Genomic DNA, 13,479 nt, shown 5'->3' with positions numbered 1-13,479 from the left:
AAATTTTTATCAGTCAGGGCTAAGCTTGATCATCAACTGGGCTTTTAAGTTTTCTTCCTGCTGCTCAGTCAGTGCATTCCCTTCGGCCGTTGAAATAATAAAGAGATCCTCCGCACGCTCGCCAATGGTGGTTATTTTAGCCGTAAAAAGAACCATGCCGCTGAATCTGAAAATCTCGCCAATATCAGCTAAAATTCCCGGTGCATCAAAAGCGACCAGTTCAATTTGGGTGCGTTTACGGCGTGTGGGTAAAAAAGTCACTTGCGGTTCAAATTTGAATTGGCGTTTAACACGTGCCAGGCGAGTTTGTTGTCTATTGACTTTTTCTGGCGCAAGCAGTGCCATTTCGATTTCTTTTTTGAGGCGCTGAATTTTCTCAGGATCAATATGGCTACCGTCCTCTTCCAATACAGTAAAAGTACTTAATGAAAAATCATCTCTGCTTGAGAGAATTTTTGCATCATGAATACTGAGTTTTTTATTATCAATAACAGTGACAACGCTGGAAAATAACGCTGGCATCTCTTTATGATAGACAAAAATTTCAGTTGCCTCACTGCTTTTTTGCTCACTGATTAAAACCATTGGTCGACTATGATCTTTATGGGCTAAAAGATTTTTAGTATGCCAAGCTATTTGTTTCGAGCGATAACGGAAAAAATAATCGAGCTTAAAGCGTTTCCAAAGTGTTTTTGCTTGAGAGTCTGTAACACCTTGCTGGCGTAAAAGAACCAGAGTCTTACGTTGCCTGTCGCGGATCCGATCACGAATATCCGGCGGGCTTTCCAATCCGCGCCGCAGTACTTTTAAGGTACTTAAATATAAATCGCGTAATAAAGCCGCTTTCCAACTGTTCCAGGTTTCTTCATTGGTGGCGCGAATATCAGCAACGGTCAAGCATTGTAATAGGTTTAAGCGCTTTTCATCGCGCACTATTTTTGCAAATTCAATGACCACCCGCGGATCACTGATATCGCGACGTTGCGCCGTTACCGACATGGTGAGATGTTGCTTAACTAACCAGGCAACTGTTTTACTCTCATAGCGAGTGAGTCCGTGTAATTCACAAAATGCCCGTGCATCAACCGCTCCCAATGTAGAATGATCTCCCTTTTGCCCTTTAGCAATATCATGAAAAATAGCCGCTATATAAAGGAGTTCAGGTTTATCTAACTGATTAAAAATGTCAGTGGTTATAGGGTATATCTGTTTATTCTCGTTAAAGTTGCAAATATTCTTAATCAATTTATGGGTATGCTCATCAACGGTGTAAGCATGAAACAAGTCAAACTGCATCTGTCCGACAATTCGGCTCCACTGTGGAATATAAGCCGCTAGAATGCCATATTTGTGCATCAGGGTGAATGCCAGTCCGATTCCCCGCGGGTGCCTGATAATTTCCATAAAAATATCACGGCACTCGGGAATGTCCTGCAACCAGTGTGTTAAGCAGCGTCGTGCGCCATGAAGTTCACGCAGAGTGGGAGAGTAGATCCCTTTAATTTTGGGATTTTCAGCGATATGCAGGAATAGCTGTAGGATTGATTCTGGTTGTTCGTTAAATAATGAGGTGGTTTTTAGCTCAATCATATCTTCGCGCAATTGAAAATTTTCATCAATAGATTCAATGTGCGTTGGAATATTACCTAAAATAGCTTCATCAAAATATTGCAGTAACATCTCATTGAGCTCTTTTACGCGATGGATAGTTTGATAAAACGCTTTCATCATCTGCTCAATAGCAGTATTACCAGATCCTGAATAACCAAGCATACGTGCAACCTCGGTCTGATAATCAAACAGCAGACGATTATCGGGTCGATTTGTAACAGAATGCAGCGCAAACCGAATTGTCCAAAGCATTGCCTGACAGTCGACTAATTCACGGTATTCCCCTTGGGTTATATAGTTGGAACCAGTTAATTCTATCAGGCTGTTGACACCAAAATGACGTTTGGCAATCCATGCAATAGTTTGAATGTCACGTAAACCGCCACTGCCATTTTTAAGATCCGGTTCGAGGTTATAACCATCACCGCGGCAATTTTTATGACGCTTAATTTGTTCTTCTTTTTTAACCGTAAAGAACCGATCCGAAGGCCAAAAATCTTTATCTTCAATGAGTGCCGTCAGCTTTTCAAACGCTTGTTTATTGCCACTGATATAACGCGCTTCGAGCATACTGGTTGCAACCGTAATATCCGCACTACCCTGTTCAAAACAATCTTTTAAGGTACGTACGCTGTTACCAATATCGAGTTTTAGATCCCATAATTGAGTAATAAAGGCGCTTATCTTTTTTTCTGATTCTTCATCAAATCCTTCTTTTGAAAGAATAAGGAGATCAATATCAGATTTAGGATGCAGTTCACCGCGACCATAACCTCCGACAGCCACAAGGCAGATATTTTCACTTAATGCGAGTCCCGCATATTTCCACAAACGTGTTAACAGTTGATCAATATAATGTGCCCGCAGTGTCACAATGTCGGCGATTTTATGTTTTTTATAAAAGCACTCAACCTGCCATTCGTGGAATTCCTTTAAATGATTTTTTAGGAAGGGCAGCGTCAGGTCATCTTCGGGTATATTGTTTGGGGCAAGCGCTTCAAAATCCATTGTAACCTCTGCTTAATTAGAACTAAATGATGGGTGTAAAACACCTAATATACCAAATCTACTCATTTTCTATTCATTTATGCTGGTTAAAATGGATGCTAGCTAGACATAAAACTCTGTTTTAGTCTGTGCTATTGATTTTATAATTAGAATAACTAGTTACTGCAATCAATGCCTTGCTTTCATCCATTTTTCCTACACCTAAATAGACCATCTAATGAGTGGAATTGGTATTAGAATGAAGAAAGGTTTAATTTTTAGGATTTAAATTAGTTATGATTAATAACACGTGCAATGGTTTCTTCAGGGCGCAGGGTTAATATCTCTACACCAGTTTCAGTGACTAATAAAGTATGTTCCCATTGTGCCGATAATTTTTTATCTTTTGTAATAACAGTCCAATCATCACCAAGGACTTTACAGGTTTTTTTACCCGCATTGATCATCGGCTCAATAGTAAAGCACTGGCCTACTTTAATCACTTCGCCTGTATTGGCTTTACCATAATGTAATACTTGTGGCTCTTCATGAAAGCCAGTGCCAATACCATGACCACAGTATTCACGCACTACAGAATAACTGTTTTTTTCTGCATGTTTTTGAATTGCTGCACCGATATCGCCCAAGCGTGCGCCGGGTTTTACTAAATTAATTCCCAGATATAAACATTCCTGCGTAATACGTGCTAGACGTTCCGCTTGAATAGAAGGTTTACCAACGAAAAACATTTTTGACGTATCACCGTGATAACCATCTTTAATAACCGTGATATCAATGTTTATTGAATCCCCGTCCCTTAATGCTTTATCATTGGGAATACCATGACAGACTACATAGTTAACCGATGTACAGACTGATTTTGGAAAACCGTGGTAATTTAAAGGTGCCGGGATACAGCCTTGTACGTCAACAATATAATCATGGCAGATTTTGTCCAATTCATTAGTCGTGACCCCTATTTGAATAAAAGGTTCGATCATCGTCAATACATCTGCAGCCAGTTGTCCGGCAATACGCATTTTTTCGATTTCTTCGGATGTTTTAATGATTCCAGTCATATTTTATTCTCTTTAATTGTTACTTATAAATTTAAATATTACTATAAAGAATTTATCGCAATGAAGCCAGCGAAGTTAAATCCTTTTATTGATATGGGAATAGCCGTAAAAGAGTAGTGTCAGCTGCCTTTTGGTTATCAACTTGTTGTTTTTTATTGCTTTTAAACCAGCCTCGCTTTAACCTCAACGGCTGAAAAAGGCGTCGCTAAAACAAAAGCAATGTTCGGTTGATAGCGTATTGACTTTTGGTAAGTCTTCTTTGCCCGCGTTCCTGCAGAAATAAAGAATAAGCTTATTTTTTTTAAAGGAAGATTGATGCGGCCTAAATTTAAAGCCTTTATTTTATGGTTAGAGGCTTTTCACCGTTAAAAAATAACTGTTTTTATGACAAGGCTGCAATTTTTACTTGCCTCAATTTACGGGTTTATCAGTTTCCCAGCAAGTTTTATCTTGGCATTATAGTGCTTATTTTTCGACCACCAATGAGTGTTATAAACGATTGAACATATTATTTAAGGAGTCCCCCTCATGACCCAAGTTATCAATAAAGAGACTAAAGTATGTATGTCTCTTGCCGCAAGGCCTAGTAATTTCGGTACCCGTTTCCACAATTTTTTATATCAGGCGCTGGATCTGGATTATTTGTACAAAGCTTTTTCAACCACGGATTTACCCGGTGCCATTGGGGGTGTAAGGGCCCTTGGTATTCGCGGCTGCGCGATATCTATGCCGTTTAAAGAGGAGGTTATCGAATTGGTAGATGAATTGGACCCATCGGCAAAAGCAATCAACTCAGTGAATACGATCGTCAATGAAAAGGGTTACCTTAAAGCCTATAATACCGACTATATAGCTATCGCTACCTTGTTATCACAATACCAGCTGAACAAAGATCTGGTCTTTGCATTAAAAGGCAGTGGCGGAATGGCAAAAGCGGTTGCCTGTGCGTTAAAAGATGCGGGTTTCCCTCACGGTTACATTGTCGCCAGAAGCGAAAAAAGGGGTAAGAAATTAGCGCAATTAAGTGGTTATCAGTGGCTCCCTGATACGCAAGGACTGGAAGCCGATCTACTGATTAACGTAACACCAATTGGCATGTCCGGAGGCCCGGATGAAAATGCCCTCTCTTTTACGGAAAGTGAAGTGGATACTGCAGAGATTGTTTTTGATGTCGTTGCACTGCCCGCCATTACCCCATTGATAAGTTATGCCAAATCACAGGGAAAAACAGTGATCACCGGCAGTGAAGTGTTTGCATTGCAGGCAGTAGAGCAATTTGTCCTATATACCGGTATTCGCCCTAGTGATGCCTTGTTTGAGGAAGCAGCAACATATTCTCGAAGCTGATAAAAATGGCGTCTTCTTTTGATCGTTGGCTGACGCTCCTTAAAGAGGCGTTGCACAAAAGCCAACAACGATAAAAAACAAGGCGACTTTATTGACGGTTGCTGCAGGAATAAAGTTAAATGGCGCTAGCTGATCACGAACTGTATCAATAAGTTAACGTGGAGAATCATGGTAAGAGTCTAATCTAAATTAGGTTTTCCTAAGGAAGGTTGCGTTAAAAGATGAACATTAAATTTAGTTGTAAAAAACGCTTATTGTGGATCCCGGCGTTGCTTTTAGGTGTATTAGTATTGCTGTTTGCCCTTAATTAAACAAGCGCCACCTGAAAGCAGTCAAGTTGCCAGCCCGAAAGTCGTTCGGGTGATTAAAATACAGCTGCGCAGAATACAACCTGAAGCTATTGGTTATGGTTATATTCAACCAGACCTGCGGTTTGCTTGAAAGCTGAGGGTTTTATTTTTATTATTGGTATTGTGCCCTGATTGCGTATTGCTAGTTCCGATGCTCCGTATGGTCATGTCGATGCCACATTGGTGATTGGCAAGCCTTATTTGTGGTAACTTTTTTTGTTTGTATTCCGCCCTTGACGGCGGGTTCAAGAAGGGGAAGTGCTGCTGTGCGGCAGCTATTCTTTACTTCCGCCACTGCTAAAAACTTCAGGTATAGAAATGCTGACGTACCCGCTCTTCAAGTAGTTCTCGCACCTTATCTTCATTTAAGCCATTTAATTTCTCTGAGATACCTTTGGACATGGGAACAAAAAGGCGCATTAGCGTTGCGTCAAAATGAGAGCCTGTATCTTTCTTAAGAATATCCATCACCTTTTCGTAAGGCATCGGCTCTTTATAGGGGCGTTTTGAAGAAAGGGCATCAAAGACATCCGCTATTGCAAAAATGCGTGCTGATAAAGGGATTTCTTCATGTTTTAATGCTCTAGGATAGCCGCTGCCATCCCACTTTTCATGATGAGCCGAAACGACTTCATTAGCGCCATCTAACCAGCCCATCCCCATGACGATTTCTTCGCCTTGTTGAACATGAGTACGTATCACTGCAAATTCTGACTCTGAAAGTTTACCCGGCTTTAATAAAATCGCATCGGGGATACCAATTTTTCCGACATCATGCAGGAAGCTTCCGGCAATCAAAGACTGCATTTTACCTCCAGATAAACCCACTTCTTCACCAAGCTTTGCCGCTATCCAGGCGACACGATAATTATGAGCACCCGTATCAGAATCCCGCTTTGCGATCGCGCGGCCCAAAGATTCCATCATTGCAATGTGCGAGTTTAGTATCTCTAGTGTTTTATTTTCATTTTCCTTGGACAGGCTTACAACGATTGGATAGATGATCATTCCGCACAATAAGGCTGCAAGACTGACAAGCATTGATACAATAAAAGAATTTTGGAAGATCTGTTTTTTTTGCCATTCGGGAACAATTCTCACCCCTTCTAAATAACCCAAATCGGTATTGAGTTTTGTTTCTGTTAATGAATGCAAAGGAACAAATACAGTTAAAACCCATTCTCCATTGGCTAAAGTAACACTTTCATATTCAGATTTATTTGTATTGAGGAAGACATGCTCTGGAAGTTGATCTTCTATTTTTTTGCCTTCAGCTGTTAATGATTCAGCCAGCTTTTTGCCATTCACATCATATATTTCAGCAATATCAAACAATCCCCCCGTTAACGTTTGCACGCCTTGCTGAATAACTGTTTCTCCATTATCACTTTTTTGATCAATAGACTTGTGATGCATGATTAACCGGTGTGATTCTTCATAAGCCAAAGAAATAATACTTTTTTCAAAGTTTTCCTTAGAAATATACCAGGCAAAAACACTGGAGATAATCGCCAATATCAGGCTTGCGCAGCCAATCCGTATAGCCGCTTTTTGTTTGAAATTTGTCATACTGCGATCCTTCCCATTTGGATTCCATTAACTTTTTATCAACGGAACCTAGGATACGCTTTAAATTTTCTTTTACTTCGATGAATTATTTTATTGTGAACTTCGGATAATAAAATATCAGCCGTTCTTTTAGATGCACTAAAGTCGGCTTTTCTGTAGAAAAATAAGAATGAAAATAAGAAGACACCCATCATAACGTACCTGTTTTTTGAGCAGTTCTAAACTTATTAGGAGGTTTATTTTTAGTCCGGTCGGTGGGTTATGCCACAGTCTTGAAAAAGCCAAGTTAGTTTAATTGAGAGACCTTATTTTATGAGTAATATCTCTGTTCTTTACTTCTTCGAAGCGAGCTGAAGCTGTTCAAATTTATTCCCTCAAAATTTATCATTGTGTTTCTCGTTGTGTGTGTCTCTCATTTTTGTGCGGTACTCAGGAAAAAGTTACGATCAACGTTGGGTTGGGTAGAAGACTGCTTGCTGTTTTTATCTGCTCATATTTTTTTTTGTTACTATACTGTTAAAAACAGCAAACTTATTCAATTTCCGAAGGAGAAATAAAATGGACAGTAACATTATGTTGTTGATGCATCCCATGACCGGAGTGCTTGCCATTCTGTGCGCATTATGGGTTTTTGTTGATACGCTGAATGTTAGTGAGGCCTCTGTAACACGGATAAAAAATGTAAGTATTCTTTGCTCTATACTGATCTGGCTAACATATATAGTTGGAGGATATTGGTATGTGGTGTATTACGGCATTGACAAAGAAATCATAAAATCCGGGCCATGGCCTTTTGCTCATAATATATTTATGGAAATTAAAGAGCATGTTTTTCTGATGCTTCTTTTGTTAGGCACTTATCTTCCAATTGCCGCAAACAAAAATATCGCCGTCAGCAAGCCAGCACGCAAGATTCTTCTATGGGTATCAGGCTTCATTATTCCAATCTCCCTGTTTATGGAAGGTTCCGGTGCCATCATTTCCAGTGCGGTTAAAATCGGGCTGCTATTTAAACTGTCATAAAGAGGTGAATCATGGAAAAAACAGAAATTGGAAAATATACCAGAAGTTTTGGTTTGTCTTTTAGCATTACCAGTGTTTTCAGCGCTGTTCTTGTTACTTTAAAAGAAACTTACCAGGAATCCCTTCTAGAAATAATGAAATCTTTGACAGGTCACCATTGGGTCACTCATGGAGTGATAGATATTCTCGTTTTTTTAATTCTTGGCTGGATATTATCAAAGATGAACAAAGGGCTAGGTGTGAATCTCTCAGCCAATATTCTGGTGGGTTGCATTGTTGGGGCGATAGTCGTTAACTTTGCTCTTACCTCCGGATTTTATCTTCTTTATTGATTCGCTCGCTGTCACTTTCACTATTGGTATTCTGCCTTGACGGCGAGTTATTTTTTCGTTGCCTCACTCAACGTGGTCTGGAAATTGTCTAGCTGCGCCGGTTGTTTGTAAGCTTTCGCTTGTTGCTGTTGGTTTAACTTTTTTGTTGGTATTCCGCCCTGACGGCATGTAGATGATGAAAAACCGAAACGCCGTTTCGCAGTTCGAGAGAGTCATGCTCTTTCAACAGCAAAAGAAAACAGGGTACGCAGAGATTAGACCGCTCGTGACATTATGCAGCAGCATAATGTCACGAGCGGAAAACCAACAATAAAAGTTAAAGGAAGCGCTCACCAGCGAAGGCCTATAAATAACCGATGCGTCATCAACATCACCATGCAAACTGTAGGGACCTGCAGCACGCCGTTAAGTGCCTAATACTAGTAAATAAATTTAAACCAATCGCTTACAAGCTAAAGTCTGCAAACCAATCAAATCAGCTAGGTTACAAATTCATTGAGATTCTCGACTAAACATCTCGAGAATGACGGTCAGGAATCGAAGAAAATAAAGTAGCAGTCAAAGGTGAAACTCCAAAAACTCAACAACCAGCTACTAAAGTAGGTGGGTGAGGATCTATGGACTAAAGTCCGGATACGGGTCAAAGACCCGTTGTTTTAGTGCTCAGTTCTAAAATTATCATCGACTTTTGGCTCAAAATGATGGGCTAAATACTCTTTAATCATTTCTTCAGTAACACCCCCAGATGTGACATAAAAATATCCTCTAGACCAAAAATGACGCCCCCAGTATCGCTTTTTTAAGTTGGGGAAACATTTAAATAGTTTAGATGAGGATCTCCCCTTCACCCTTCTCATTATTTTACTTGGTGCCATATTAGGGGGAGCTGAAACTAAAAGATGAACATGATCTTTGCTAACAACTTCTTTTAAAATCTCAATTTCAAAAGAATTACATGTTTGCCTGATTAATTCTCTGACCTTCAACCCAACATCACTTTTTAAAACTTGATACCTATATTTAGTAACAAAAACAAAATGATACTGAATCTTAAAAACCGTATGGCTACCATATCGATAATCCATTCCCATCTCCTAACCAAATACCTATTAAGATTTTATAGCTAAAGCTGACCGGCTAAAGCCGAGGGTTTTAACCTTTTCAGGAGACTAATAAAGTTAAACCAAACACTTATTAGCGAAGCTCCGGCTAAATCTGTTGGCTGTCAGCCGATCGCCAACAGCTGTTGCCTCTTTATTTCTCTGTTTTCTGATTTTTCTTATTCTTAAAATAACCAACCGCTTTCACCGTAACAACCGCACACAATCCCCAGAAAATGGCATGATAAAAAAGGTGTAATGACCCTTCACCAAGGGCGTGATCTTGATGAGCAAAGCCTTGTGCGCTGATAAGTAGGGTAAAGATAAAAGTAAAAAATTTCATAATATTTCCTTTTTATAAGTTGACGATAATAGGGTGCTTATTTAAGCATGCCTTCAGTTTCAATAAAGTCGATAATTTCAGCCAAACCCTGCTGGGTTTTCATATTACTAAACACAAAAGGCCTGTCGCCGCGCATCTTTTTGGTATCTCTGTCCATTACCTCTAATGACGCACCGACCAGATCTGCGACATCTATTTTATTGATAATCAGCAGATCTGACTTAGTAATACCCGGGCCACCTTTACGGGGGATCTTATCGCCCGCTGAGACATCAATAACATACAAGGTTAAGTCCGAAAGCTCCGGGCTGAAGGTTGCGCTGAGATTATCCCCGCCGCTTTCAACTAATACAAAATCCAGGTTGGGATGACGTTCGTGCAGATCATCGATTGCCGCTAAGTTCATTGAGGCATCTTCCCGAATGGCGGTATGCGGGCAGCCGCCCGTTTCAACGCCGATAATGCGATCTTCAGCCAGGGCATTATTGCGGGTTAGAAACTGCGCATCTTCATGGGTATAGATATCATTGGTGACCACAGCCATATCGTATTTATCACGGAGTGCAAGGCATAACTGGCTGAGCAGGGCGGTTTTACCTGAGCCAACTGGGCCACCGACGCCAATACGTAAAAGTTGTTTTTTTCTCATAATAAATAATCTCTCTGGTTAAATTTTTTAAGATCTAATTTTTTTTAGGATCTAAATAATCGCGTGTATTGGGTTTCATGCCAGGCGCTGGCCATCGCTAAACGCGGTAAGCTACCACCTATTTCATGATCTTTTAATTGGTTGGCGATGGTCAACAGATGATCCACTTCTGCGCTTAAATCAAATAAAAGGTTTTGTGCCTGGGTTTGCCCTAAAGGGACTAATTTAGTGGCTGCTGCAACCTGGTTATCAATATAGGTCCAGCAAAAACCGCTTTGTGCCGCGGTTAAATCCAGCTCACAAAGGTATGCGCTAATAGCAAATACGCTGACAAAACTCAGTTCTGGTTCATTTAATAATTCTGAATAAGGCTCGCTGTCGAGGCTGTCTAGCTGCTTTAATAAACGCACAAAGGCTTTACCCATGGCCAGATCCGCGAAACGCAATTCACTGCTTTCACGGCAGGCGATAAGGTGCTGGTTAGCCAGTTTAAAAGCTGTAAAATCACTGCTGTCTAAGGCTTGATATAGGCGTTTTAAAATGGCTAAATCGGTGCGCGAGAGCGACTCGCTTAAGTTCAGTTCAATCCACTCAAAGGTGCTTTTTTGGCCGCTTATCCAGTTCATCTCAACCGCATACTCGAGCCCCTGGGAGAATGAAAACCCGCCGACCGGCAAGTTGGCACTGCACAGTTGCAGTAAACGGTTAAGTTTCAGCGTAGAACTTTGCTTATCAGCTGTCATGTGCATGGCTATGACCGTGGCTGCGCACGCCGTAGGCCCCATTTTCAGGCTCAAAAACAGCCGGTATACTATTAACCGATAAACCGTAATTTTCAGCCAGCTGCTCGAGCACATGGTCGGGCTTAAAACGTACCCATAACTCGCCGATTTGCAGTGTGGTATGGCGGTTCCCTAAGTGGTAACAGACCTTGCTGAAATTCAGCCAGTCGTTCGCCACTGCGGTTGAAACATCTTCAGCTTTACCTTTGACTTCAATCAGTAAACCGCATTCTGTTTTTAATATCTCCCCGACTAATAGCGGGTGACCACGTTCAACGAAAATACCGATATTAGCCCCTTTATCGGTGACACTTTTAATCCGTGATTTTTTACGGGTATCCTGATCCAGAGTAATTGAATCACTGATTTCATCGTGGGTATGATCGAGTCTTTCAAATACTTGTAACATTTTTTTCCACCTTTCTTGTTACTATTTAGCTGCAATAACAATGCTCTACCACAGAGAAATAAGAGGCGCTGCGCGCTACACCGAGAAAAAAAACAGATGATCTTAAATTTTTATTTCTCGGTGTGCTCTGTGCACTCTGTGGTTAATTATTGTGTCTTTAGCCACTCTATTTCAATGCTGCTGAATAATAATTTCTAAAATAAGCAGTAGCGTTGTGTGAGTGGCAGTTCGGTGGCCGGCTCACAGGTTAAAAGCTCTCCATCAGCGCGCACTTCATAGGTCTGTGCATCCACTTCAATTTTTGGCTGCCAGTTGTTATGGATCATGTCCTTTTTGCCAATATTGCGGGTGTTTTTACACACGCCGACCATGCGGGTCATGCCGATTTTTTCTGGCACACCTTGATCAATCGCTGCCTGGGATAAAAAAGTCATGGAGGTTTTCGCCGCCGCCGATCCGAATGAGCCAAACATAGGGCGATAATAAACGGGTTGAGGTGTTGGAATCGAGGCATTGGCATCGCCCATCGGCGCGGCGGCAATAAAGCCCGATTTTAAGATCATCGCCGGTTTAATGCCGAAAAAGGCCGGTTTCCATAATACTAAATCGGCCAGTTTACCCACTTCAATGGAGCCAACTTCATGGCTGATGCCGTGGCTAATCGCGGGATTAATAGTGTATTTGGCGATATAGCGTTTTATACGGAAGTTATCATTGCGCTCGGTATCGGGTGCTAATGGCCCGCGCTGCTGTTTCATTTTATTGGCAGTCTGCCAGGTACGGGTGATCATTTCCCCAACACGGCCCATCGCTTGAGAGTCCGAGGCGATCATGCTGATTGCGCCGAGATCATGCATAATATCCTCGGCGGCAATACTCTCTTTGCGAATACGCGAATCGGCAAAGGCAACATCTTCAGGAATAGAGGGGTCAAGATGATGACAAACCATCAGCATATCAAGGTGTTCATCTATGGTATTAACCGTATAAGGACGGGTCGGATTAGTTGAAGAGGGCAGTACATTGGGCTCACCACAGGCGCGAATAATATCAGGGGAATGCCCGCCGCCCGCACCTTCGGTATGGTAGGTATGAATAGTGCGACCTTTAAAAGCGGCCATAGTATCTTCGACAAAACCCGCCTCATTTAAGGTGTCTGTATGAATGGCTACCTGCACATCATAGCGTTCGGCAACGGCTAAACAGTTATCAATGGACGCCGGAGTCGTGCCCCAGTCTTCATGGAGTTTTAAGCCGCACACACCCGCTTCAATTTGCTCTTCAAGCGCGAGCGGCAAGCTGGTATTACCTTTGCCGAGAAAGCCAAAGTTCATGGCGAAATCGTTGGTGGCCTGCAGCATTTTATGAATATTCCATGGACCGGAGGTGCAGGTTGTCGCATTAGTGCCTGTTGCCGGACCGGTGCCGCCGCCTATCATAGTGGTGACTCCCGACATTTGCGCCTCTTCAATCTGCTGCGGGCAAATAAAGTGAATATGCGCATCAATGCCGCCGGCGGTTAATATTTTACCTTCACCAGCAATCACTTCGGTACCCGGGCCAATTTCGATATCAATATTGTCCTGAATATCCGGGTTGCCTGCTTTACCTATAATAGCGATTCGGCCTTCTTTAATGCCCACATCGGCTTTAATTATTCCCCAGTGATCAACAATCAGCGCGTTGGTTATAACCAAGTCCACGGTATCAAAACAGGATGCCTGGCTTTGTCCCATGCCGTCACGAATGACTTTGCCGCCGCCAAATTTAACTTCTTCACCGTACTGGGTATAATCTTTTTCAACTTCTAACCATAAATCGGTATCGGCTAAACGTACCCGATCACCCACAGTAGGCCCGAACATATGTGCATAGGAATGCTTATCAATTGTTGCCAT

12 protein-coding genes are annotated in these 13,479 nt (G+C 41.6%); 3 read left to right on the top strand and 9 right to left on the bottom strand.

Annotated elements, in window-relative coordinates; translation table 11 throughout:
- Positions 1-9: 9 nt before the first annotated feature.
- Complete coding sequence (gene glnD, locus PING_RS15480) at positions 10-2,619, bottom strand: [protein-PII] uridylyltransferase (RefSeq protein WP_011771260.1); 2,610 nt, start codon at positions 2,617-2,619, stop codon at positions 10-12.
- Positions 2,620-2,888: 269 nt separating this feature from the next.
- Entirely contained in the window at positions 2,889-3,677 is a 789-nt protein-coding gene (gene map, locus PING_RS15475) for a type I methionyl aminopeptidase (RefSeq protein WP_011771259.1), read from the bottom strand.
- A gap of 528 nt (positions 3,678-4,205) precedes the next feature.
- Between map and PING_RS15470 the strand changes: the two genes are divergently transcribed.
- On the top strand, positions 4,206-5,024 hold the full coding sequence (locus PING_RS15470; RefSeq protein WP_011771258.1) for a shikimate 5-dehydrogenase: 819 nt from the start codon (positions 4,206-4,208) through the stop codon (positions 5,022-5,024).
- Positions 5,025-5,680: 656 nt separating this feature from the next.
- Here PING_RS15470 and PING_RS15465 read toward each other — a convergent pair.
- Positions 5,681-6,943, bottom strand: a complete 1,263-nt coding sequence (locus PING_RS15465; RefSeq protein ID WP_011771257.1) for an HD-GYP domain-containing protein — start codon at positions 6,941-6,943, stop codon at positions 5,681-5,683.
- A gap of 558 nt (positions 6,944-7,501) precedes the next feature.
- Between PING_RS15465 and PING_RS15460 the strand changes: the two genes are divergently transcribed.
- Together PING_RS15460 and PING_RS15455 are read left to right on the top strand one after the other, a co-directional pair.
- A complete protein-coding gene (locus tag PING_RS15460; RefSeq protein WP_011771256.1) occupies positions 7,502-7,966 on the top strand; it encodes a hypothetical protein in 465 nt (154 codons plus the stop codon).
- Positions 7,967-7,977: 11 nt separating this feature from the next.
- Positions 7,978-8,298 carry a hypothetical protein gene (locus PING_RS15455; RefSeq protein WP_011771255.1) on the top strand — a complete coding sequence of 107 codons (321 nt, stop codon included), beginning with the start codon at positions 7,978-7,980 and terminating at the stop codon, positions 8,296-8,298.
- Between the two features lie 656 nt (positions 8,299-8,954).
- Here the strand turns inward: PING_RS15455 and tnpA are convergent.
- The 6 genes from tnpA to ureC form a co-directional block, all read right to left on the bottom strand.
- Positions 8,955-9,383, bottom strand: a complete 429-nt coding sequence (tnpA, locus tag PING_RS15450) for an IS200/IS605-like element ISPin5 family transposase (RefSeq protein ID WP_011771254.1) — start codon at positions 9,381-9,383, stop codon at positions 8,955-8,957.
- 169 nt (positions 9,384-9,552) lie between these two features.
- Complete coding sequence (locus PING_RS15445) at positions 9,553-9,741, bottom strand: hypothetical protein (protein WP_041766578.1); 189 nt, start codon at positions 9,739-9,741, stop codon at positions 9,553-9,555.
- A gap of 37 nt (positions 9,742-9,778) precedes the next feature.
- Positions 9,779-10,390: an urease accessory protein UreG gene (gene ureG / locus PING_RS15440; protein WP_011771253.1), complete on the bottom strand. Its 612-nt coding sequence runs from the start codon at positions 10,388-10,390 to the stop codon at positions 9,779-9,781.
- A 44-nt stretch (positions 10,391-10,434) separates the two neighbouring features.
- On the bottom strand, positions 10,435-11,139 hold the full coding sequence (locus tag PING_RS15435) for an urease accessory protein UreF (protein ID WP_232279370.1): 705 nt from the start codon (positions 11,137-11,139) through the stop codon (positions 10,435-10,437).
- Positions 11,123-11,581, bottom strand: a complete 459-nt coding sequence (gene ureE / locus PING_RS15430; RefSeq protein WP_011771251.1) for an urease accessory protein UreE — start codon at positions 11,579-11,581, stop codon at positions 11,123-11,125. The genes PING_RS15435 and ureE overlap by 17 nt, the downstream gene beginning before the upstream one ends.
- Before the next feature lie 194 nt (positions 11,582-11,775).
- Positions 11,776-13,479 (bottom strand): urease subunit alpha, encoded by a 1,704-nt coding sequence (gene ureC, locus PING_RS15425; RefSeq protein ID WP_011771250.1) that lies wholly within the window; start codon positions 13,477-13,479, stop codon positions 11,776-11,778.

The organism is Psychromonas ingrahamii 37, assembly GCF_000015285.1.
Taxonomy (GTDB): Bacteria; Pseudomonadota; Gammaproteobacteria; order Enterobacterales; family Psychromonadaceae; genus Psychromonas; species Psychromonas ingrahamii.
This window is presented reverse-complemented; position numbering and strand designations above follow the sequence as displayed.